This is a genomic window from Paraclostridium bifermentans (assembly GCF_964259345.1).
In the GTDB taxonomy this organism is placed as follows: Bacteria; Bacillota; Clostridia; order Peptostreptococcales; family Peptostreptococcaceae; genus Paraclostridium; species Paraclostridium bifermentans_B.
Genome location: NZ_CAXVJR010000008.1, coordinates 1 through 21828, shown reverse-complemented (window position 1 = coordinate 21828; position 21828 = coordinate 1). Strand labels below are relative to the sequence as shown.

General features: G+C 26.2%; 28 protein-coding genes. 20 read left to right on the top strand and 8 right to left on the bottom strand.

Translation table 11 applies throughout. The features are described 5' to 3' along the window. The first annotated feature begins 15 nt into the window (after window positions 1-15). From ACEXNK_RS14500 to ACEXNK_RS14490, 3 genes are all read left to right on the top strand, one after another. A complete protein-coding gene (locus ACEXNK_RS14500; protein ID WP_373599935.1) occupies window positions 16-696 on the top strand; it encodes a response regulator transcription factor in 681 nt (226 codons plus the stop codon). Further along, complete coding sequence (locus tag ACEXNK_RS14495) at window positions 686-2092, top strand: sensor histidine kinase (RefSeq protein ID WP_373599936.1); 1407 nt, start codon at window positions 686-688, stop codon at window positions 2090-2092. Before ACEXNK_RS14500 ends, ACEXNK_RS14495 begins: the two co-directional genes overlap by 11 nt. 76 nt (window positions 2093-2168) lie before the next feature. Beyond that, window positions 2169-2429, top strand: coding sequence for a hypothetical protein (locus ACEXNK_RS14490; RefSeq protein WP_373599937.1), 261 nt, complete (start codon window positions 2169-2171; stop codon window positions 2427-2429). A 265-nt stretch (window positions 2430-2694) separates the two neighbouring features. Here the strand turns inward: ACEXNK_RS14490 and ACEXNK_RS14485 are convergent, their stop codons facing one another. Next, window positions 2695-3270, bottom strand: a complete 576-nt coding sequence (locus tag ACEXNK_RS14485; protein WP_373599938.1) for a beta-class carbonic anhydrase — start codon at window positions 3268-3270, stop codon at window positions 2695-2697. 162 nt (window positions 3271-3432) lie between these two features. On the opposite strand from ACEXNK_RS14485, the gene ACEXNK_RS14480 reads away from it, so the two are divergent. The 3 genes from ACEXNK_RS14480 to ACEXNK_RS14470 all read left to right on the top strand — a co-directional run bounded on the left by ACEXNK_RS14480 (window position 3433) and on the right by ACEXNK_RS14470 (window position 5018). Continuing rightward, window positions 3433-3573 carry a hypothetical protein gene (locus tag ACEXNK_RS14480; RefSeq protein WP_373599939.1) on the top strand — a complete coding sequence of 47 codons (141 nt, stop codon included), beginning with the start codon at window positions 3433-3435 and terminating at the stop codon, window positions 3571-3573. A gap of 10 nt (window positions 3574-3583) precedes the next feature. Further along, window positions 3584-3829 (top strand): hypothetical protein, encoded by a 246-nt coding sequence (locus ACEXNK_RS14475; RefSeq protein ID WP_373599940.1) that lies wholly within the window; start codon window positions 3584-3586, stop codon window positions 3827-3829. Between the two features lie 322 nt (window positions 3830-4151). Further along, window positions 4152-5018: an ROK family protein gene (locus tag ACEXNK_RS14470; protein ID WP_373599941.1), complete on the top strand. Its 867-nt coding sequence runs from the start codon at window positions 4152-4154 to the stop codon at window positions 5016-5018. Between the two features lie 26 nt (window positions 5019-5044). Here the strand turns inward: ACEXNK_RS14470 and ACEXNK_RS14465 are convergent, their stop codons facing one another. From ACEXNK_RS14465 to ACEXNK_RS14455, 3 genes are all read right to left on the bottom strand, one after another. Further along, entirely contained in the window at window positions 5045-5494 is a 450-nt protein-coding gene (locus tag ACEXNK_RS14465) for a MarR family winged helix-turn-helix transcriptional regulator (RefSeq protein WP_373599942.1), read from the bottom strand. Window positions 5495-5633: 139 nt separating this feature from the next. Then, a complete protein-coding gene (locus ACEXNK_RS14460) occupies window positions 5634-5858 on the bottom strand; it encodes a helix-turn-helix domain-containing protein (protein ID WP_373599943.1) in 225 nt (74 codons plus the stop codon). Window positions 5859-5872: 14 nt separating this feature from the next. Then, window positions 5873-6361 (bottom strand): DUF2975 domain-containing protein, encoded by a 489-nt coding sequence (locus tag ACEXNK_RS14455; protein ID WP_373599944.1) that lies wholly within the window; start codon window positions 6359-6361, stop codon window positions 5873-5875. A 215-nt stretch (window positions 6362-6576) separates the two neighbouring features. On the opposite strand from ACEXNK_RS14455, the gene msrB reads away from it, so the two are divergent. From msrB to ACEXNK_RS14415, 8 genes are all read left to right on the top strand, one after another. Further along, window positions 6577-7530 (top strand): peptide-methionine (R)-S-oxide reductase MsrB, encoded by a 954-nt coding sequence (msrB, locus tag ACEXNK_RS14450; RefSeq protein WP_373599945.1) that lies wholly within the window; start codon window positions 6577-6579, stop codon window positions 7528-7530. An 86-nt stretch (window positions 7531-7616) separates the two neighbouring features. Beyond that, complete coding sequence (locus tag ACEXNK_RS14445) at window positions 7617-8282, top strand: Bax inhibitor-1/YccA family protein (RefSeq protein WP_373599946.1); 666 nt, start codon at window positions 7617-7619, stop codon at window positions 8280-8282. A 63-nt stretch (window positions 8283-8345) separates the two neighbouring features. After that, a complete protein-coding gene (locus ACEXNK_RS14440; protein WP_373599947.1) occupies window positions 8346-8810 on the top strand; it encodes a metallophosphoesterase family protein in 465 nt (154 codons plus the stop codon). A 53-nt stretch (window positions 8811-8863) separates the two neighbouring features. Next, window positions 8864-9229: a hypothetical protein gene (locus tag ACEXNK_RS14435; RefSeq protein WP_373599948.1), complete on the top strand. Its 366-nt coding sequence runs from the start codon at window positions 8864-8866 to the stop codon at window positions 9227-9229. Window positions 9230-9311: 82 nt separating this feature from the next. Further along, the gene (locus ACEXNK_RS14430) at window positions 9312-10403 is read left to right on the top strand and encodes an ornithine cyclodeaminase family domain (protein ID WP_373599949.1); all 1092 of its coding nucleotides are present in this window, start codon (window positions 9312-9314) and stop codon (window positions 10401-10403) included. Window positions 10404-10621: 218 nt separating this feature from the next. Next, window positions 10622-11458, top strand: a complete 837-nt coding sequence (locus tag ACEXNK_RS14425; RefSeq protein ID WP_373599950.1) for a DUF5685 family protein — start codon at window positions 10622-10624, stop codon at window positions 11456-11458. Next, window positions 11451-11897, top strand: coding sequence for a tetratricopeptide repeat protein (locus ACEXNK_RS14420; protein ID WP_373599951.1), 447 nt, complete (start codon window positions 11451-11453; stop codon window positions 11895-11897). Before ACEXNK_RS14425 ends, ACEXNK_RS14420 begins: the two co-directional genes overlap by 8 nt. 10 nt (window positions 11898-11907) lie before the next feature. Beyond that, window positions 11908-12399, top strand: a complete 492-nt coding sequence (locus tag ACEXNK_RS14415; protein ID WP_373599952.1) for a hypothetical protein — start codon at window positions 11908-11910, stop codon at window positions 12397-12399. Between the two features lie 59 nt (window positions 12400-12458). Here ACEXNK_RS14415 and ACEXNK_RS14410 read toward each other — a convergent pair whose 3' ends face one another. Beyond that, window positions 12459-13232, bottom strand: coding sequence for a hypothetical protein (locus ACEXNK_RS14410; RefSeq protein WP_373599953.1), 774 nt, complete (start codon window positions 13230-13232; stop codon window positions 12459-12461). Window positions 13233-13249: 17 nt separating this feature from the next. Beyond that, complete coding sequence (locus ACEXNK_RS14405; protein WP_373599954.1) at window positions 13250-13978, bottom strand: HAD family hydrolase; 729 nt, start codon at window positions 13976-13978, stop codon at window positions 13250-13252. Between the two features lie 191 nt (window positions 13979-14169). Here ACEXNK_RS14405 and ACEXNK_RS14400 point away from each other — a divergent pair, with 191 nt between their 5' ends. From ACEXNK_RS14400 to ACEXNK_RS14390, 3 genes are all read left to right on the top strand, one after another. Then, a complete protein-coding gene (locus ACEXNK_RS14400; RefSeq protein WP_373599955.1) occupies window positions 14170-15252 on the top strand; it encodes a hypothetical protein in 1083 nt (360 codons plus the stop codon). 92 nt (window positions 15253-15344) lie between these two features. Continuing rightward, complete coding sequence (locus ACEXNK_RS14395) at window positions 15345-15737, top strand: YtxH domain-containing protein (RefSeq protein ID WP_373599956.1); 393 nt, start codon at window positions 15345-15347, stop codon at window positions 15735-15737. Window positions 15738-15739: 2 nt separating this feature from the next. Beyond that, window positions 15740-16075, top strand: coding sequence for a hypothetical protein (locus ACEXNK_RS14390; RefSeq protein WP_373599957.1), 336 nt, complete (start codon window positions 15740-15742; stop codon window positions 16073-16075). Between the two features lie 147 nt (window positions 16076-16222). Here the strand turns inward: ACEXNK_RS14390 and ACEXNK_RS14385 are convergent, their stop codons facing one another. Beyond that, window positions 16223-16708, bottom strand: coding sequence for a hypothetical protein (locus ACEXNK_RS14385; protein ID WP_373599958.1), 486 nt, complete (start codon window positions 16706-16708; stop codon window positions 16223-16225). 202 nt (window positions 16709-16910) lie between these two features. Between ACEXNK_RS14385 and ACEXNK_RS14380 the strand changes: the two genes are divergently transcribed. The 3 genes from ACEXNK_RS14380 to ACEXNK_RS14370 all read left to right on the top strand — a co-directional run bounded on the left by ACEXNK_RS14380 (window position 16911) and on the right by ACEXNK_RS14370 (window position 20810). After that, window positions 16911-17288 (top strand): ArsR/SmtB family transcription factor, encoded by a 378-nt coding sequence (locus ACEXNK_RS14380; RefSeq protein WP_373599959.1) that lies wholly within the window; start codon window positions 16911-16913, stop codon window positions 17286-17288. 25 nt (window positions 17289-17313) lie between these two features. Beyond that, window positions 17314-19686, top strand: coding sequence for a heavy metal translocating P-type ATPase (locus tag ACEXNK_RS14375; protein ID WP_373599960.1), 2373 nt, complete (start codon window positions 17314-17316; stop codon window positions 19684-19686). 122 nt (window positions 19687-19808) lie between these two features. Further along, a complete protein-coding gene (locus tag ACEXNK_RS14370) occupies window positions 19809-20810 on the top strand; it encodes a hypothetical protein (RefSeq protein ID WP_373601609.1) in 1002 nt (333 codons plus the stop codon). A gap of 41 nt (window positions 20811-20851) precedes the next feature. Here the strand turns inward: ACEXNK_RS14370 and trhA are convergent, their stop codons facing one another. Next, window positions 20852-21499, bottom strand: a complete 648-nt coding sequence (gene trhA / locus ACEXNK_RS14365) for a PAQR family membrane homeostasis protein TrhA (protein WP_373599962.1) — start codon at window positions 21497-21499, stop codon at window positions 20852-20854. Between the last annotated feature and the right edge of the window lie 329 nt (window positions 21500-21828).

Sequence of the window (21828 nt, the reverse complement as noted above, 5' to 3'; positions counted from 1 at the left end):
ATTTAGGAGGAATAGATGTTTAATATATTAATAGTAGAAGATGAAATAAAGATTGCAGAAGTAGTAAAAGCATATTTAGATAAGGAAGGATATAATACGAAGATAGCTTATGATGGACATAGTGCCATAAATATGTTTAACAAAAATATATATGACGTAGTTTTATTAGATTTGATGCTTCCTGATATTAGTGGAGAAGAAGTATGTAAAAAAATAAGAGATATATCAGAGGTTCCTATTATAATGGTTACTGCAAAAATAGAAGATGAATATAGAATAGAAGGGTTTAACATGGGGTGTGATGATTATATTTGTAAACCGTTTAACATGAAAGAGCTTATACTTAGAGTAAAAGCGATACTTAAACGTACTAATAGAGATAAAGATAAAAATGATTTTATAAATCTATCAGATATATTAACAATAAATACTAAAACAAGAGAAGTAATAGTGTATGAAAAAATAGTAGAGCTTACAAATACAGAATATAAAATATTATTAACTTTGGCTAATTCTCCAAAAAGAATTTTTACTAGAGAAGAACTTATGGAATATGCTTTGGATGAGCATTATGATAAAATCGATAGAGTTATAGATGCACATATAAAAAACTTAAGGCAAAAAATAGAAAAAGATACTAGAAAGCCACAAATAGTTCAAACTGTTTATGGAGTAGGGTACAAGATTGATTTATAAAAATAAAAAGATAAGTATCAATAAAAAGTTAATAACATATTTTACTTTAGTTATGTTGGTAGGAATAACTACTATTGGAATATTAGTTAATTTAATTGTAGAAAGAGAATTTTCTAATTACATATCCAAGCAACATACTGAAGATATAAATAAATTAATAAAAAATATAAATAGCTCTTATCAATATGAAGGATGGAATAAAGATTATATAGAGAGCCTAGGTATAAAATATCTAGATAAAGGGATGATTATAGAAGTATATGATAGAAATAAAAATCTTATATGGTCTGCAAATGAATATGATAGGAATATGTGTCATTCAAAATTAAAAAATATTAAAGATGATATGATTAAAAGATATAGTAAATGGGATGGAGACTATAAAGAAGAACTGTTTAATATAGAAAATGAAGATAATAAAATAATTGGATTTTTAAAGGTTGGGCATTATGGACCATATTATTACATGGATAATGAATTAGATTTTCTTAAGGAAATAAATAGAGTAATAATAATAGTGGGAACTATAGTTATGATTATAGTTATACTTATATCTTTGGTACTAGCCAAAGGAATCTCCAAACCTATAAAAAAAGTATCTGATGTAACTAAAATTATAGAGGCAGGAAATTACAATAAGAAAATAGACTATGAAAGTAATATAGTCGAAGTAAATGATTTAATAAATTCAATAAATAATCTAGCTAGTAGTTTGAATAATCAAGAAGAACTTAGAAAGAGACTAACTATAGATATTGCCCATGAACTTAGAACACCGTTAACTAGTGTAAAAGCTCATTTAGAAGCTATTATAGATGGTATATGGGAACCTTCACCTGAAAGATTAAATAGTATAAATGAAGAAGTTTCAAGACTAGTAGGATTAGTAAATCAGTTAAGAAAACTATCAAAATTTGATATGGAAATAGATAAGTTACAAGTTGATAAAACAGATACTAAAGAATTAATAAAGAATATAATTTTCAATTTACAAGGCAGTGCATTAGATAAAAATATAAATATAGAGTACAATCTAGAAAATATAAGTACAAATTTAGATAAGGATAAAATATCTCAAGTTATCTTTAATATATTGTCAAATAGTATTAGATATACGAATGAAAATGGAAGTATAAATATAACTTCATTTGAGGTAGAAAACAGGCTTATTATATCTATAAAAGATAATGGTATAGGTATACCTAAAGACGATTTAGAAAATATTTTTGAGAGGTTTTACAGAGTAGATAAATCTAGAAGTAAGCTAACTGGGGGTATAGGAGTAGGATTAACAATAAGTAAAGCGATAGTTAATGCTCATGGAGGAAATATATTTGTAGAGAGTGAACTTGGGGAAGGTAGTGAGTTTAAAGTAGAAATACCAATTAAAGATTAAGGCTTCATAATTTATTCACAATTTTATATTAATCTATATTTATAAAATATAAATTTATATGAAAGGTGGATGTATTATGAAAAAAATAATAATAGGGGCATTAGGATTAGGGATTTTAGTTACCGGATTTAGTTCAATAAGTTATGCAAATGAGAATAAATCATTAGATAATTACAATAACTATTCAATACAAAGGTTAGATAGTCAAAATGAGGAACCTAGAAATGATGGTTATAGAGGAAATTATAATGATTGTTGTTATGGTAATAGAGGATATGATAATCAAAGTAATAGAATAAATGAAAATAATGTAAATTATGAGGCTACAAGTTTATAAAAAAGTATAATAAAAAGAAGGTATTTTATTTAAATAAAATACCTTCTTTTTATTATACTTTCAATACTTATGTATTGAGTATACAATGCTTATATCTTTAACGTGAGATATAAGCTAGTTCAACAAAACAAATAAAATAAAACAAAGTCAGGAGTATGATATGTAATCTATCACACAATGTTCAAACATTAAAGATATACTGAACAATTTAATTATATTCCTATTATATAGATTTGTAAATAGTAAAAAATCTAACGAAAATATTTTATTTATTATATCCGTTAATAACTATATCTATTTTACCTGTATCAGGATCAATTACTAATCCATGTACTATTATATTATCCGGAGTAAGGGGATGTTTCTTTATCATATTAACGCTATCTATTATAGATTCATTAACAGATTCGAATCCATGAAGCCATTTTTTTACATTGATACCTGAATTAGATAAAGTATCGATAGTATCTACAGCTACTCCTTTATCTATTATTTTATCTATTAACTTTTGAGTATCTAAGTTACACATTCCACATCCATGATGACCTACAACTAATACTTCATCAACTCCAAATTCATATATTGCAACTATAATACTTCTCATAATACTACCAAATGGATGCAAAACTGAAGCCCCTGCATTTTTTATTATTTTAGCATCTCCATTTTTAAAATTCATTGCTTTAGGTAGTAAATCTGTTAATCTAGTGTCCATACAAGATAAAATTACTATTTTTTTATCTGGATCTTTAGAAGTTTTATATTTTTCATATTCTTTATTTTTTACAAATTCATTATTAAATTCGAGTATTTCATCTAATTTTCTAGTATTGTTACTCATAAATAGTACCCCTTTCATCATGACATAAATTTAGTTTATATAATATTATAATTATTTAGTATTCTTTACAACTATAAAAATAATAAATATTTATTTTGACAATGTTTGATAGGAAATAAATGGGTATATATATAATATGAAAATATAGGAGGTGCTCTAAAAATGAGTAGAGATAGAATGAGTTTTGTATCTACAAAAGAAAAAATAGAAAGAAAAGAATGCAATTACAAAGCTAAGCAAAACGAAGAAAAATATGAATTAAACAGAAAAAAAGAAATTGAAAAAGCAAAAGAGCATAGATAGGAGATAAAAAATGAGTAATTTAAATCAAGAGAAAAATAAATTAGAAAAAGCTATATTAAAAGAAGAAAGAGAAGTTAATAAAATAGAAAGAAAATCTTGCGAGTATGATAAAAAAGAAAGTGAAATAGAAAATAAAGCAAATTATAAAGAAGCTCAAAAGGAAGCTAAAGCAGAACATAAAGCTCAAAAAAAAATAGAGGTTGAGGAATTTAAAGAAAGACGTTTAGAAAGAGAGATAAATAAACATAGTAAATAGGGGTTTATAAATTTATATAAAAAATTTGTATAAAAGTATAAGTATCTATTTAAGTAAAAGCAAAGTATGTATTTTATATAAAATACATACTTTGCTTTTTGTGAATTTAAAGTGATTTTATTAAATAAAATTGTATATATTAAGTTTGTAAGTAGTATGAAAAAATTTGAATACAGAAGGTGTATGATTAAAATTAAATTAGATATAAAAAGTTATAGAGAAAAATATAATTATAATAACTTAAAATTATCAATAAAGTATTAGTTTAGCTGTATATAAGAAAAAATATTTTAAAAAACTAAGTTAGGGGGATAGGATTAGAATGAATAAGTATGTGTGTTTAGATATAGGGGGAACATATATAAAGCATAGTGTAATTACTGAGGATTATAAAATAATAACAAAAAATAAGACTTCTACTATAAAAAAAGGTATAAACATATTAGATAATATTAAACATATAATAAATAACTATAAAATAGAATATGAAATAAGTGGGATATGTATTTCTAGTGCAGGAATAGTAGACAGTAAAGCAGGAAAGATAATATCTGCGACTTTAATACCTAATTATTCTGGATTAGAACTTAAGTCAGAGATAGAAAAAGGGTTTAATATAAAGTGTGAAGTTGAAAATGATGTAAACTGTGTTGGAATAGCTGAAAATTATGTAGGAGAAGCAAAGGGAACATCATCAAGTATATGTATAACGGTTGGAACTGGAATCGGGGGATGTATTATCATAAATAATAAAATAATTAATGGGTTTAGTAATAGTGCTGGAGAGTTAGGATATATGCACATAAGGAATTCTAGATTCAGCAAATTGGCAACAACTAGTTCGTTAGTAGATAGAGTATCTAAAATAAAAGGCTATAAAATAACTGGTGAAGAAATATTTGAACTAGCTAAATTTAAAGACGAAGAATGTATTAAAGCTATAGATGAAATGATAGAAAACTTAGCTATAGGCATAGCTAATATAATATACATAATAAATCCAGAAGTTATAATTTTAGGTGGGGGTATCATGGAACAAGAAGAATATATAAACCCTATATTAAAAAAACATTTAGAAAACAATGTAGTAAGCAATATACTTCAACATACAAAAATAAAATTTGCAAAAAATCAAAATAATAGTGGAATGATAGGAGCTTTACAAAATTTTATTATTAAAAACAAATAAGAGGATGTCTATTTTGAGACAGCCTCTTATTTAAAATTATCATTTGCATCTTTAAAGTTTTTGCTTAGCTTTCTTAACAACCTTAAAAATTCTTTTTTTTCTTCCTCAGTAAAATCTTTATAAGCGGTCTCTTTAACTTGAGATGATATAAAATCAAACTTATCTTTTATATCAATAGCTTTATCTGTGAGACTAATATAAGTAACTCGTTTATCTATATCGCATTTATCTTTTTTTATATAACCTAAGCTAATTAGCTTATTAACTAATGCAGTAACTGTAGATTTATCTTTACCAATTTTTTTAGCAATTTCTTTCATAGTTAACCTACCATCACTTTCATAAAGTGCAGTAAGTATATTTCCATGAGTAGGTATTAAGTCATTTAACTCATTACTTTTTAACCTATTTTCTATAAATTTAATCATATTAGCTTTAGTACGGCTAATAAAATATATAATATATTTATCGTTCAAAATAACACCTCCAAAAATAGGGTTAAATAAGTTTATACGTTATTATATAATACCACATTTTGAGACTTACAAACTATATATTTATAATAGAAAACCACTTAACATTTTAAGGTTATAGTGGTTTGTATTTGGTATTAACTTATTTTAATCTAGGATCATTATCTTCAACATATTCTAATATATCACCGGGTTGACAATCTAGTATACGACACAAAGCATCTAGGGTAGTAAATCTAACAGCTTTAGCTTTATTATTTTTTAAAATAGATAAGTTAGCCATAGTAATTCCTAGTTTTTCAGAAAGTTCAGTTGAACTCATTTTTCTTTTTGCCATCATGACATCTAAATTAACGATAATTGGCATAATAAAATTCCTTTCTATATTGTCTTATCATTTTCATCTTTTATATCAATAAATAGTTTAAATAGTTCAGATGCTACTAAACCAAGCAATCCTATAGTTATAGCTACAAATGAAAGAGCAAAAAAAGGACCTATCCACAATGTGTATCTAAAGAAATCTATAAAATTTTTCAGATACCATACACACCCTATAAAAATAAAAATTTCGCTAAATGCACATATGGAAATATACTTTAAAGATATAACTATTTTATCAGAAAAGGGATTGCTTTTAGCTATCAATCCACATAGTTTTTTTAAATTAACTAATGCTATTAAATATGGAACTGCACAAATATATATACATATAGATGTATTAATTACTAAATTGTTATCTAGTATAGAATATCTACTTTTAAAGAAAGCAGACAATATTAATGGAGTTCCTAAGAGAAGTATACATGTAATTATTATCCCTAACAACACAGTTATATTTAAAACTTTAGAAGTTAAATTGTTTTTCATTGTATTTACCTCATTTTCAATTAGTTATTACACTAATAATAAATAAATATTTATTGTTTGTCAATAAAAACAAAAATGTAAAAGACAAATAAAAAAGTACTAAATTTAAAAGGTAATAAGAAATTTATTTAGAATATATACGATTATAGCTTAATAAAATAGGGAATAAATAAAGATTATATTAAATTATTTGGGTTATTTAGGAGGGAATATATATGAAAAAATTAGCAACTTTTGCAGGTGGATGTTTTTGGTGCATGTTTAAACCTTTTAGCAAATATGAAGGCATAGAAAAAATAGTAGCGGGATATACAGGTGGAATGAAAGCAAATCCTACATATGAGGAGGTTTGTTCAGAAACTACAGGACATGTAGAAGCTATTCAATTGACATATAATGATGAACTAGTAAGTTATGAAGAAATATTAGATATATTTTGGAAGCAAATAGATCCAACTGATGAAGGGGGTCAATTTAATGATAGAGGAACAAGATACAATACAGCTATTTTTTATCATGATGAAAAACAAAAAGAGATAGCAATAAAATCAAAGCAAGAACTTGAGAACAGAAAATTATTTTATAAACCTATAGTGACTAAAATTTTACCAGCGGAAGTTTTTTATGCGGCAGAGGAATATCATCAAGATTATTACAAAAAAGATCCTATGCATTATGAAATGTATTATAAAGGATCAGGAAGATATGATTTCATAAAAACTCATTGGGATAAAAATAATAAAGATAGAGAGTCTCTTAGAAATAAACTTACAACTATTCAATTTGAAGTAACGCAGAATGATAAAACAGAACCAGCTTTTAATAATGAATATTGGGATAATAAAGAAGAAGGTATATATGTAGACATAGTAAGTGGAGAAGTATTGTTTACTTCAAAAGATAAATTTGATTCAGGGTGTGGATGGCCGAGTTTTACTAAACCAGTAAATGAAAATGTTGTAAGAGAAAAAAGTGACTTTTCTAATGGAATGTATAGGACTGAAGTTAGAAGTACAAATGCAAATTCTCATTTAGGGCATGTATTTGATGATGGGCCAAAAGCATTTGGAGGATTAAGATATTGTATAAATTCCGCAGCACTTAGATTTATACCTAAAGATAAAATAGAAGAAGAAGGATATGGTAAATATTTAGATTTACTTAAGTAACTTGAAATTTGTAACCATAAATTAACTAAAACTGGGTATAAAAAGGTTATAATGGTTTTACAAATATCAAGAGGAAGTGAATTAAAATGAGTAAAGCAATGGTAAATCCTATGTCATCGGTATTTAAATACTTAGCAATATCAATACTATTTTGTTTCGTAGGATATGGATTTGGGATGATGTTTATACCTGAAAGTATAGCTATAGCAGCTAATTTTATAGTATTTATATTTATAATAGGTCTTCTAATATTATGTTTAGTATCTAGAAAAGGTATTATTCCAGCTAGATTTAGTATGAATTGGGTATATCTATTTACTTTCATAGATGGAATTCTAATGTACCCAATACTTGAGATGTATGTAGGCAGTTTAGGAAATCAAGTAGTAATAAATGTATTATTAGTTACAGCGTTAATATTTTTTGTACTATCTATGATAGCTAAAAAAGAAACTAGTGATAAGTACCTAAGATTAGGAAATGTTTTATTTACAGGCTTGATAGCATTAATAATTCTTACTATAATAGGTTTCTTTATGGGATATGGAATTTTTAACATGGCAGTTTCTATATTATCTATAATTATATTTAGTGGGTATATATTATACGATGTAAGCTTAGTGAAATATGATATTGAAAATGGAAATATAAATGATAGTAAAGACCTATCTATACATGTTTTTAATTTATATTTAGATTTTATTAATATATTCTTAGATTTATTGAACTTAATATATGATTTCAAAGAGTAAAAAATAGGGGCTCCTCAATATTTTGAGATTGCCCCTATAATTTTATATAATAAGGAGAATCGTATGAAAATAGGAATAATTTCAGATACTCATGGATTATTAAGAGAAAAAGTAAAAGAAAATTTAAATGATTGTAATATAATATTGCATGCAGGAGATATTGGCAAAATAGAAATTATAGATAAACTAGAGGGTATAGGACATACTTTTTGTGTAAAAGGTAATTGTGATAAAAATATAGATTTTAAGGATACTAAAGAAAGTGTAGTTATAGATATCAAAGGTATTAAATTTTATTTAATCCATGATATAAAAACTATTAAAGAGGATTTAGTTGATTTAGATATTGATATAGTTATATTTGGACATTCGCACAAGAAAGATTCTTTTAAAAAGGATAATATGTGGTATATAAATCCAGGGTCAGTAGGTCCTAAAAGATTTAATTTGCCTATAACTATGGCGAAATTAGAAATATGTGACTTAGGTAAAGAGAAGTCAAAACTAGAGTTTATAGAAATAGATTAAACAAAGGATAATAAGTGTTTTAAAATACTTATAAATATATAGGAGGGTTTAATTTGAGTAAGTTTGATAAATATATAGAGAAATTAATAGAAAATACACCGGATTTTATGAGGATAGAAAAAGATGGTGAAATATATTTACTGCTAGATTATGTGGTTACAAGTATGAGTAGTAACGCAATGACATGGCTATTTAAAGTATATCTTGATAAAAATTATAATATAATAGTTGATGATAAACTAACAAAACATATAAAAGAAAAATATAAGAATAGAAAATTAAAAATAGAAAATTTAAATGGTAATTTATTTTTAAATAAAGATGTTATAGGAGTAATATTAGAAGAATTGGAAAAATCTAATCAAGGTGAATATAACGAAAATACGTTAACGTTTTCATTAAAACAGAGTTATCCATAGCAAAATTCCACGAAATAGTGATATAATTATATCAAAGAGGTTAAATTAAGGATAAATTATTTTATTATGGAGGGTTTTAGAGATGACTTTTAAATTAAGAGAGTACAGGGAACCAGACTTTACACAAGAAATATTTGTTAATGCTCCAGATGCAAATTATGGAGTTGTTGAGAAAGATGGCGTTGCTCCAGACAATTATCATGCAATGTCTATATATCCAGAATACTTCAAAGTGAATGGAAAATGGGTATTAGCAGAAGAAACTAGAATGGACTGTGTACCTGTAATAACTGATGAAGATAAAATTGAAGTTGTAGAGTTTAGAAGACTTAAAGTAGGAGATAAAGTAGTTGTAGGAAGAACTGAAAATGCAACTGATGGAATATATTTATACCCAAATGGTTTCCAAAGTGAAGAAGAAGCTAAAGGGGATGTTTTTGCGTTTAGATCAGGAAGATCAAGAGAAACATCATACACAAGAGATTATGAAAACTTATATGAATTATTAGAATATGAGAAAGAAAATGGATACATAGTTTGGGTTTTAGGACCAGCAGCAGTATTTGCTAAAGGTGCAAGAGATTCTATGGCAGCTTTAATTGATAATGGATATGTTGATGCATTTTTAGGTGGAAATGCAGTAGCAACACATGACTTAGAAGCAGGAGTATTTGGAACTGCATTAGGCCAACATGTATATACTCAAGAATCTATAAAAGATGGACATTATCATCACCTAGATTTATTAAATAAAGCTAGAAGAGCAGGTTCTATAGAAAAGCTTATAGAAAATGAAAATATACAAGATGGAATAATACATGCTTGTGTGAAAAATAATGTACCTATAGTTCTTGGAGGGTCTATAAGAGATGACGGACCACTTCCAATAGTTTATGGAGATGTTTATCAAGCTCAAGATGCTATGAGAAATCATGTTAAAAAAGCTACTACAGTAATTTGTTTAGCTACTCAATTACATACAATAGCTGTAGGAAACATGACTCCTTCATATAGAGTTGTGGATGGAAAAGTTAGACCTGTAAACTTCTACACTATAGATATATCAGAGTTTGCAGTTAATAAATTAAGAGATAGAGGAAGCTTAGAAGTTATAACAATGGTTACTAATGTACAAGACTTCCTAGGAAAGTTAGCAGAGAATTTAGTTAAATAATAGATTTCAAAAAGCTATAGGAGTGTGAGTTAAGCTTCTATAGCTTTTTTATATGCAAATTTGAAATAATATAAGTATATATTTATAAAATATAATAATAATTAAAATAGATACAAGAAATAATTGAAATTAAGGGTATATAATGATTGATATAATAGAAAAAAATGTATATCATATAAAGAAAAAACATAATACATTTATATTTAGAAAGGATAAATATGTTTGGATACGTTAGAATAAATAAGATGGATTTAACCTTTAGAGAATTTGATACTTATAAAGGATATTATTGTGGATTATGTAAATATTTAAAGCAAAATCATGGAGAAATATCAAGATTATCATTAAATTATGATATAACATTTTTAATATTGCTTTTAACTTCGGTGTATAGGCCAAAATCTACTGTTACTCAAGAAGTGTGTATAGCTAATCCAATAAAGAAAAAATCAAGAATAATAAATGAAATAACTGAGTATGCAGCTAGTATGAATGTACTGTTAACATATTATAAATTAGAAGATAATTTAAATGATGATAAAGGAATAAAAGACATATTTGCATATAATATATATAAAGGAAAGCTAAAAAAAGCTTATGAAAAGTACCCAGAAAAAGCTAATTATATAAAGAAACAATTAGAGGAATTACAAAGGTTAGAATCTGAGAATAGCACTAATATCGATGAGGTGTCTAATACCTTTGGGAATTTAATGGGAGAAATTTTTGCATATAAAAATGATGAGCATGAATATAATTTAAGAACTGTAGGTTTTAATATAGGGAAATATATATATGTATTAGATGCCTATGAGGATTTAGATAAAGATGTCAAAAAAGGAAGGTATAATCCATTTATTGAATATAAAGATAAAAAAGATGTATTAAGTAAAAGGGTAGATAAACTAATATCTATAAGCTTAGGATATTTAGCACAAGCAATAGACAATCTACATATAAAGTTAAATATAGGTATAATTGAAAATATAATATATTCAGGAGTTTATCTTAGATATAAAAATATATTGAATGAAGGGTGTGAAACAAATGTATAGTGATTTGACTTACAATGAAGGTATAAATTTAGCACAAAGTCTTATGGAAAACAAAGAATTTAAACAGGCATATAATGTATTAAACTCTTTAGCTGACAAAAGTAGTGCTAAATGGTTTTATATGATGGGAATAGCTTCATCAAATATAGGATACTATGAACAAGCAGAAGCTTACTTAAGAAAAGCGAATGTACTAAATCCAGATAATAAGGAATATGAAGAAGCTATAAAAAAATATCATAATAACTACGATGATTATGACAGAAGAGCTAGGAGATATAATAGGAGAAGAAGAAGTGACTTAGATGGATGCTGTTGCTGTTGTTGCTGCGATGATCTTTGCTGTTGTGGAGATGACTTCTGTGATACATGTACAAAATTATGGTGCTTAGATAGTATATGTGAATGCTTTGGTGGTGACTTTATAGAATGTTGTTAAGGATGATGATATGAATAAAAAAATAGCGTATACAGGTATATTATTAGCTCTAAATATAATAATTTTATTATTAGTAAATATTATACCTATGAATACATTGTTTCTTATGGGAATAGCATCACTTTTAATATCTATTGTAATACTAGAGTATGGAATTAAATTGGGATTTGTATTTTATATAGCGTCATCTATATTAAGCTTTATAGTATTGGCTAACAAAGCTCAGTGGATATTATATGTATTTACATTCGGGGTATATGGGTTAGTTAAATACTTGATAGAAAGGGATAGACCTTTTTATATAGATTTAGGACTGAAACTATGTTTTGCTAATGGAGTGATATTGGTTGTATATTTTATTTTAAAAGCAATCGTGTTTATACCTATAAACATATATACAATATTAGTGTTTCAAGTTGCTTTTTTAGTTTATGATTATATATATACTCTTTTTATCGAATATTATGAAGCTAAATTAAGAAAAATGATTAAATTTAAATAGAAATGAGCTATAAATTTTTTATAGCTCATTTTTTGTAAAATTTCCGGGGAAATTATTGTTTATATTAAATTAAAATGTTGCAATTGATCGTTTTCTAGTGGTTTTCTACATGATTTACAACAATAAATTGTTTTGTTATCTTTAAAAATATTGTCTTCTTTATCGAAGGTTACGCTTGTTTCTTTTAATATACCTGATGTTGGAAGATGAACTCCACAAGTTACACAATTTTCTATATTGGTGATTCTTTCTAAAGCTGTAGGGGTAATAGTATCAATTTCTCTATTACAATTAGTACAAACAACTTTATCTAATTCTTTTGGATTAGATCTTATTATTTTAAAATCTTTAGAAGAATAAGTACAAGTTGAAGAGATTAATACATTATAACCAAATTCAAATATATTTACATTACAGTGAGGGCAATTAAATAAAGGCCCTGTATAATCTATAGAATTAGAATGATTGGAATTACTTTCTTTGTTATCACTTGAATATATAGATTCATTTGTATTGCTAGATAAGTAATTCAAAACATCCGATGAATTCTCTGAAATAGCTGCGTTTAAAATATGATTTTTTACAGAAGGAAAAGCCTTGTTTTTAGACTCAGAGTTTAAATCGAAATTATTTACCTCCACAGCATATTTTATTATAGATACAAGATTATGTTTAGCTGCGAAGAATAAAGACATTTCATCAAAATTTTTATCCGAAGATTTTTCTAAAAAATCAAACCATAGGTCTGGATTTTCTAGATATAAAGATTTGCTTAACGCTTCTACATCTAGGTTTAATCTTTTTATAAATTCTGTATCTTTTGTTAAATTCATACATACCTCCTAAAAAATTATACGTCTAAAACATCTACATTTGATGGTAGTTGATAAACTAAATCTTTTCTTTCTATGATTATTTTTGATATATCTTTTATATCTTCATCACTATTTATTTGGTTAAGTAATTCTTTTGTTGGATTTATAGCAATAGGATTTCCAACTCTTCTAAGCATATTTATATCACCATTGGTATCACCATAAGCATAAGACTTAGATAAATCGATGTTATATTTTTTAACAAATTCATTAATTGCTATATTTTTACTAGCAGAATCCCACATTGGTATAACTTCTCCATTAAACTTACCGTCTTCAAAAACATATTTACTTCCTGTGAAATCTGTAGCATTATATTTTTCTGCCATTTTAGAAACTAAAAAATCAGGACTTCCAGATATAAATATTACTACATGGCCTTGGTCTAAATGCCATTTAATTTGAGAACGAGTATACTTATAAACTCTATCAGATTTTAACTTGATAACTTGATTACTAGTAAAGTGTATAGAACATAAGTCTAATCCCTTTAAAGACTCTACATAAATATCACATACTTCAAACAGATAGTCATCATAATTTCCTTGGCGTTTATCCCAGTTAACGAAAGTGTCTCTAGCATTAGCTAGCCATACTTTTTCATCTATAATTTCATATCTTATAAGTTTTTTGAAGTGTTCAACCATTAATGAATCTCTATATAGAGTACCGTCTATATCGAAAAATGCTGCAATTTTTTTCATACTATATCACCTCAATTAATACGATTTTTCTTTTATCTATTATATTATAAAATTAGCATAGAGTTGTAAAAATATAAGAAATAATTTAAAATTAATTCCTAAATGGGTATATTCTAAATATATACTAATTAAATTGAAAACATGTAAGTTATTATATATTTACATAAAATATCAAGGAAGGGTGTTAAAAAATGAATTTCATCTTTGCAAAAATAACGAACTCAAGGTTAATGGGAAGTATGGGGCTTATAATAGGATGGGAAGATAATAATGATATACTATATCAATATTATTTAATTGATGCAGAAGGTTTAGGAATAGCAGATTATATTAGTTTGAGGAATGCTTCATATGAAGAGTTAAATAGAGAACAGGAACGATTAATGGGTGGTTTAGGAGCAGATAGAATACAATTAAGTAAAGATGAAGCTCTTAGTATAGTTAACTACTACGGAAATAAAACTAGATATTGGGAAAAAGAATTACCAGGGGAAGTTAGTGAATATATAGAATTTATAGATGATTACAAACCAAGTGCAAACATATTTGAATTGTATCCTAAAATATGTAAAAAAATAGAAACGGATATAGAGTTTATAAATTATATGACAATGAGATTTATAGCTTGGGATAAGGACAGTTTAAAATATTATTCAAACAATGAAGAAATATCAAATATGCATATAACAAATATAAATGGAGCATTACTTAAAAATAAAGTTACTAAAAAAGATGAAAATATGTATATATGTGATGTTTTATATGAAGACAGTGATGGATATTATACTTGTAAGTTAGCATTTCATATAAATCAAGAAAATGATGAATATAGAATAAATTCGCTTATGTTTGCGGATAAAGAAAGTATATATGATTTTGAAGTTTTTGATGAAATATCTAAATCTGAGTATATAGCAATTTATGATATAAATGATAAAGATGAATTTGTAGATAAATTTTATAAATTAAATCCATTTGTACTTAAAAGCGATTTAGATCTAGGAACGTTATTTACAAGATTTAATTTTGATAATAATCATGTAAAAGAAGAGGTGTATGTTATAAATAACGATTTAACTGCATTATATTATCAAATGAATGATAAACTTTTTGTAGCGACTTATAATGAAAAAGATAGATTATATATAAATAAACTTTTGCAATGTAACTTTAATGATTATGTAAAAATAGATGAAGAAATGTTCTTTGAGCAAAATGTATTATATGAATTTGTAGAGTCTGAGTCAGAAGATTTTTATGATTTTCTTGACTAAATTTGATTTTAGCATTATTTTAATGTAAAATAATGTTAAGATTTAAAGAATTTGGGTAAATAACAAATATAATATAATTTGGAGGAGATAAAATGAACTTAGCACAAAAAATAGAACAAAAAAGAAAAGCTAAAAAAATAGCAGAAAGAAACAAAAAAATGAAAATAGCTAGTGCAGGAATAGCAGCTGGTGTAACAGCAGGAGCATTAGGTGGAATATTATTAGCTCCAAAATCAGGAAAAGAGACTAGGGAAGATATAAAAGGAAAATCAAAAGAAGTTGCAAATACAATAAATGAGAAAACTAAAGAAGCTAAAAGTAACCTTGATGAAAAGTTAGCATTAGGAAAAGATAACTTTTTAGAATCAAAGAAAAAAATAAGAGAGTACTTAGATAGCAAAAAAGTTAATAAAGGACTAATTGATACAACTGAAGAGGTTAATGCTATAGAAGAACCTCAAACAAGTGAAGAGGCAGGTCTATAATTATGTATATAGATCCAAATGTATTGAGTATATTATTAATGATATTAGGATGCGTTGCAATAGTGTACTTAATATTAGTACTAAAAAACTTAAACGAGTTTTTAAAAAATATTAAAAAACTAATTAACGATAATTCAAGTAACATAACTACAACTGTAACAAAGCTACCAGGTGTAGTAGATAATGTTAATGAGATAAGTGATAATATAAAAGATGTAACAGAGGTTATAACAGACACTACAGCTGATTTTATAGTTGCGAAGGAAAGTGTTAAGTCTAATGTAGAAATAGCTACAGATATACTTCACATTGTAAAAAATGTTATGTCTAATAAATAGTGAAAAAGCCATAGCTTAAGCTATGGCTTTTTTCATGTATTTATAATATTGGGGGAATATTATGAGGAATACATTAATATTATGAACTTAAATAAGAATGTTTATACACAAAAATAAAAAATATTTTAAATATCCCCGTACTATAAATTACATTTCTTCCTCATCGAATTCTTCTATGTTTATATTAGGCATACCAGGCATGCAACCCATCATAGGCATGCAACCCATCATAGGCATACCAGGCATACCTTTCATTGGATCTGGATAGTTATTTGATGTAGGTTCTTGCATCATCATATTATCCATCATAGGATTAACATTAGGAGCACATCCAAACATTTGCATCATTTGCATCATTTGCATGTACATTTGCATAATCATATTAGGGTCTATATTGCCCATCATAGGATTCATCATATAAGGATTCATATACATCGTAGGATTATTTTGATAAGAATTTTGGTGCGTATCATTTTGATTATCATTATTACTTTTTTGATTGTTATTCTGGCAAGGCATAGAGTTCATCATATAAGGGTTCATATATATCATTGGGTTAACATAAGGCATAGGATATATATATTTATTATCCATATCAGAAAACATAGGGTTCATGTAATTATCAAAATTCATAAACTCGACCTCCTAAGTTAAAGACTTTTCGTATCTTAAATTTAAAAACACTTTATTATATATATATAATAAATAACTACTTATTATGTGCATTAAAAAATAAATTTATAAATTTGTTGCAAAAACATGGACAGAAATCTATAATATAATATATGAACAATTATTCATATGTTTGGATATATAAAACTAAGGAGGTATCTCAATGAGATATGAAATAGATGACATAAAAGATTGTACTTGTAAAGAAGTGCATGAGGAGTTAGTTTACAAAGCTAAAGAAAAAATGCCAGAAGATGAAACGTTATATGACTTGGCGGAGTTATTTAAAGTATTTGGAGATACAACTAGAATAAAGATTTTATATGCTTTATTTTCAAGTGAGATGTGTGTTTGTGATATAGCTGATTTATTAGGAATGACGCACTCGGCAATATCACACCAGTTAAGAGTATTAAAGCAAGCTAGATTAGTTAAATTTAGAAAAGAAGGAAAAACCGTGTATTACTCATTAGATGATAGTCATATAAGTCAAATATTTAATTGTGGGTTAGCTCATATACAAGAGATTTACAATAAATAATTTTAAAATGAATGGAAGGGATAATATGAGTACAGCAGCTCTTTTAAAAAGAGAAATAATACTAGATGGATTAAATTGTGCACATTGTGCAGAGGTTATAAATGAGAAAGTTAATAAATTAGAAGAAGTAGAAAGTGCAAATTTAAACTTTATAAATAAGACATTAAGTTTAAATATAATATCAGGATTTAATCAGGATGAAGTTATAGAAAAAGTTATAAACATAGTAAATGATACAGAACCAGGGCTAGATATAAAAGTCAAAGAAATTAAATTGAAATCTAATAAAAAAGAATTAATTTTAAATGGATTAAATTGTGCACATTGTGCAGAGGTAATATGTGAAAAAGTGGATAAGTTAGAAGAAGTAAAAAGTGCAAATTTAAATTTTATCAACAAGGTGTTAACAATTAACTTAGAATCAAATGTTAATTCAAAAGAAACTTTAGATAAGGTTATTAAGATAATTAATGATACAGAACCGGGATTAGATATACAGTTTAAAAGTAATAAAATTGATAGAACAGAAAAACAAGATACTTCTAAATCTAAAGATAACGAAAAAAAAGATATAATTAAACTTTTAATAGGAACATTAGTGTATATTTTTGGAATATATGAATCTGCAATAGGTATGGAGTCAAACTTAAATACTATAGTATTCATAGTAGCGTATATTGTAGTAGGTGGAGATGTATTAATAAAAGCATTTAAAAATATTGGTAAAGGTCAACTATTTGATGAAAATTTCTTAATGTCTATAGCTACTATTGGGGCATTATCAATAGGTGAATCAGCAGAAGCAGTTGGTGTTATGCTATTTTATAAAATAGGAGAGTTTTTACAAGGTAAAGCAGTTGGGAAATCAAGAAAATCAATTGCCGAACTTATGGAGATAAGACCTGATTATGCAAATTTAAAATTAGGATCTGAAATTAAGGAAGTTTCACCTTATGATGTAGAGGTTGGGGATACAATTGTAGTTAAACCTGGAGAAAAAGTGCCTTTAGATGGAACTATAATAGATGGTTTTAGTATGGTAGACACATCAGCTTTAACAGGAGAATCTTTATTTAGAGAAGTTGGAGCGGGAGAAGAAGTTTTATCAGGGTTTATAAATAAAAATGCAGTATTAACTATAAGGGTAGATAAAGAATTTGAAGAATCAACTGTTTCAAAAATATTAGATTTAGTTGAAAATGCTAGTAGTAAGAAATCTAAGACTGAAAACTTTATAACTAAGTTTTCTAAATACTATACGCCTATAGTTGTAATTTCAGCATTATTAATAGCTATAGTTCCTCCTATATTAATACCAGGAGCACAGTTTAGTGACTGGTTTTATAGAGGATTAGTTTTCCTAGTGGTTTCTTGCCCTTGTGCTTTAGTTCTTTCTATACCTTTAAGTTTCTTTAGTGGAATAGGGCATGCATCTAAGCAAGGAATACTTATCAAAGGTAGTAGCTACTTAGAAGCGTTAAGAAGTGTAGATACAGTTGTGTTTGATAAAACAGGTACTCTTACTAAAGGTGTATTTGATGTAACTTATGTAAAACCTGTAGGAATAACTGAAGATGAATTATTAAGATATGCTGCGATAGCGGAGGTTAACTCAAATCACCCTATAGCAAAATCTATAATGAATCACTATGATGGTGATATTGATTTAGATAAAATTAAAAACTATGAGGAAATAGCTGCTCATGGAATAAGGGTAGATTATGAAGGACAACATATATTGGCAGGTAATGAGAAATTAATGATGACTCAAAACATATTCTTCTCTAAAGCTAAGGAAATAGGTACGGTTATATATATAGCTGTTAATAAAAGATATAGAGGATATATTGTAATATCTGATCAAATAAAATCAGACTCAAAAGAAGCTATACAAGGGTTGAAAAATGCAGGTATAAAACAAACTGTTATGTTAACAGGTGATAACCAAGCTGTAGCAAATGATATAGCATCTAAGCTGAACTTAGATAAAGTTTATTCTAATTTACTTCCTACTGATAAGGTGGAAAAGTTAGAAGAACTATATATAGGAAGAAGTGATAAAGAAAAAATTGCTTTTGTTGGAGATGGAATAAATGATGCCCCAGTTCTTGCTAGAGCAGATGTAGGAATTGCAATGGGAGGATTGGGATCGGATGCAGCAATTGAAGCATCTGATGTAGTATTAATGACAGATGAACCAAGTAATATTGTAAAAGCAATTGAAATAGCTAAGAAAACAAATAAAATAGTATGGCAAAATATATTCTTTGCATTGGGAGTAAAAATAATAGTATTAATTTTAGGAGCAGGTGGTATGGCTACAATGTGGGAAGCTATATTTGCAGATGTAGGAGTAGCCTTATTAGCTGTATTAAATGCAATGCGAGTAATGAAATAGATAGAAACTAATCTAAATTAAGAGGTATGAATAAAATTTTATTCATACCTTTTGTTTTTATATTTATATATATGGAGAAGATATAAGTAGATTCATTAATTTATAATATGGAGAGTGTTGATTTGAATTCTAAAGATAAAGACAAAATGATAAATGAAATTATTTATATACTAAAAGATAAGTTAGACAAAGACTATAAAAGAGGTAAGTTTAAAAGAGGTGCCCATCCTAAAAATTTAGGGTTAATAAAGGCAAATTTCAAAGTAGATAATAATTTAGATGAAGAATTAAGAACAAGCTTAATAAAGCCAGGAATAAGCTATAATTGTTTAATTAGGTTTTCGAGTGGAGGAAATAAAGTTAAAAGTGATAAGAGTAAAGATATTAGAGGTATGTCAATAAAAGTTTTAGGAGCTAAAGGTAAGAGGTTTAAAAATGACGAAAAAAATACTAATGACTTTATAATGTTAACAATTCCTACTATGCCTATAGGAACACTTAGCCTTTTTAGAGATTCTATAAAATATATGGTTAAAAAGAAAAATCCTATAGCTTATATGTGTATATTAATAAAAAAGAAAAAATTACATATAGTAAAAGACTTAATGAAATATAGAAAAAATCAGACTAGTCCATTAGATGTTAGTTATTTTAGTACTACTCCATATGCATATGGGAATAAAGTTGTTAAATTTTCTGTTGTACCAAAATCTACTTATAAAAGTGAGATGCCAAATCGCTTAGAATACAATTATTTAACTAACAATATGCAAAGCCACCTTATGAATCATGAAGCAAAATTTGATTTTTTAATTCAGATTAGAAATGATGAAAAAGATATGCCAATAAATGATGCATCAGTACAATGGAATGAAAATAAATCTCCTTTTATAAAAATTGGAGAAATTTCTATACCTAAACAGAATTTTATAAATAAGAAAAGAAATTACTTAAGTGAAAATTTAAGTTTTTCTCCAGGGAATAGTGTTATAGACCATAAACCTTTAGGAGATATAAACTTAGCAAGAGTGAGGATATATAGTGAACTAAGTAAATTTAGACATTATAAGAATAAAAATAAATTAGTTGAACCAACTATAGAGGACTTTAATAAACTAAAATAATTAGGCAAAAAAAGAGAACAATTTATAAATTGTTCTCTTTTTTATATTACATATTTAAAAACACAATAGAAGTGAGTTAGGCTTCCTAACATTACGAAAATATGAAAAATATCATGGAAATTAACATATTTAAAATTTAAGAATTTAGGTTTAAGACCATAAATTATTCCGCCTATTGTATAAAAAACTCCTCCTAATGCTAAAAAGAATACTCCCTCAGGTGAAATGACCTTAGATAAAGGCCCTATTATAAATATAGAAATCCAACCCATACCTATATAAATAGAGGTTGAAAGCCATCTAGGGCAATTAAACCAAAGCATTTTAAATAAGACTCCGGCAATAGCAATTCCTGAAATTACTATAAATAATGCTAGGCCATGTTTACCATTTAAAGCTATTAGGCAGAATGGAGTATATGAACCCGCTATTAATATAAAAATCATTGAATGATCAAGTTTTCTTAAAAATTTAATTACTTTATCAGAGGATACTACCAAATGATAAGTTGCAGAAGCTGAATATAACAAGATCATGCTTATCCCAAAAATTATAACCGCAGTTAAATTTAATATGGTAGGACTAGTCATTGTTGTTTTAATAACTAAAGCTAATAGTCCTATAAATGAAAGTATAGCTCCAGCTAAATGAGTAAAACCACTTACGGGCTCCCTAATATAAGTACCCAATATAATCCCTCCTTTTATATAATATAAAATATTTAATTCATAATTATAATTCTAATTATGTCCAATACATATCTATTTAAAATATTTTATCACACTTATAATAAGTTTATGTTAAATATATAAAATATTTATTGAAAAGTGAATAAATTTAAAATTATTTTTTATGACAAATAATTAAGTTGAATTAATAGTTTCTAAAATAAAAATAAAAAATTTTAAAAAAGTGTTGACGAGATTTTAAAAAGGTGATAAAGTATTACTTGTCCTTAAGAAAAGGGCAAAACGAAAAACACAAAATGAACTTTGAAAATTAAACAGTAGGTTAATTA

Coding starts and splice junctions, on each gene's coding strand:
- ACEXNK_RS14500 (WP_373599935.1), top strand. CDS start 16: ATGTTTAATATATTAATAGTAGAAGATGAAATAAAGATTGCAGAAGTA.
- ACEXNK_RS14490 (WP_373599937.1), top strand. CDS start 2,169: ATGAAAAAAATAATAATAGGGGCATTAGGATTAGGGATTTTAGTTACC.
- ACEXNK_RS14485 (WP_373599938.1), bottom strand. CDS start 3,270: ATGAGTAACAATACTAGAAAATTAGATGAAATACTCGAATTTAATAAT.
- ACEXNK_RS14480 (WP_373599939.1), top strand. CDS start 3,433: ATGAGTAGAGATAGAATGAGTTTTGTATCTACAAAAGAAAAAATAGAA.
- ACEXNK_RS14475 (WP_373599940.1), top strand. CDS start 3,584: ATGAGTAATTTAAATCAAGAGAAAAATAAATTAGAAAAAGCTATATTA.
- ACEXNK_RS14470 (WP_373599941.1), top strand. CDS start 4,152: ATGAATAAGTATGTGTGTTTAGATATAGGGGGAACATATATAAAGCAT.
- ACEXNK_RS14460 (WP_373599943.1), bottom strand. CDS start 5,858: ATGCCAATTATCGTTAATTTAGATGTCATGATGGCAAAAAGAAAAATG.
- ACEXNK_RS14455 (WP_373599944.1), bottom strand. CDS start 6,361: ATGAAAAACAATTTAACTTCTAAAGTTTTAAATATAACTGTGTTGTTA.
- msrB (WP_373599945.1), top strand. CDS start 6,577: ATGAAAAAATTAGCAACTTTTGCAGGTGGATGTTTTTGGTGCATGTTT.
- ACEXNK_RS14445 (WP_373599946.1), top strand. CDS start 7,617: ATGAGTAAAGCAATGGTAAATCCTATGTCATCGGTATTTAAATACTTA.
- ACEXNK_RS14440 (WP_373599947.1), top strand. CDS start 8,346: ATGAAAATAGGAATAATTTCAGATACTCATGGATTATTAAGAGAAAAA.
- ACEXNK_RS14430 (WP_373599949.1), top strand. CDS start 9,312: ATGACTTTTAAATTAAGAGAGTACAGGGAACCAGACTTTACACAAGAA.
- ACEXNK_RS14425 (WP_373599950.1), top strand. CDS start 10,622: ATGTTTGGATACGTTAGAATAAATAAGATGGATTTAACCTTTAGAGAA.
- ACEXNK_RS14420 (WP_373599951.1), top strand. CDS start 11,451: ATGTATAGTGATTTGACTTACAATGAAGGTATAAATTTAGCACAAAGT.
- ACEXNK_RS14415 (WP_373599952.1), top strand. CDS start 11,908: ATGAATAAAAAAATAGCGTATACAGGTATATTATTAGCTCTAAATATA.
- ACEXNK_RS14410 (WP_373599953.1), bottom strand. CDS start 13,232: ATGAATTTAACAAAAGATACAGAATTTATAAAAAGATTAAACCTAGAT.
- ACEXNK_RS14405 (WP_373599954.1), bottom strand. CDS start 13,978: ATGAAAAAAATTGCAGCATTTTTCGATATAGACGGTACTCTATATAGA.
- ACEXNK_RS14400 (WP_373599955.1), top strand. CDS start 14,170: ATGAATTTCATCTTTGCAAAAATAACGAACTCAAGGTTAATGGGAAGT.
- ACEXNK_RS14395 (WP_373599956.1), top strand. CDS start 15,345: ATGAACTTAGCACAAAAAATAGAACAAAAAAGAAAAGCTAAAAAAATA.
- ACEXNK_RS14390 (WP_373599957.1), top strand. CDS start 15,740: ATGTATATAGATCCAAATGTATTGAGTATATTATTAATGATATTAGGA.
- ACEXNK_RS14385 (WP_373599958.1), bottom strand. CDS start 16,708: ATGAATTTTGATAATTACATGAACCCTATGTTTTCTGATATGGATAAT.
- ACEXNK_RS14380 (WP_373599959.1), top strand. CDS start 16,911: ATGAGATATGAAATAGATGACATAAAAGATTGTACTTGTAAAGAAGTG.
- ACEXNK_RS14375 (WP_373599960.1), top strand. CDS start 17,314: ATGAGTACAGCAGCTCTTTTAAAAAGAGAAATAATACTAGATGGATTA.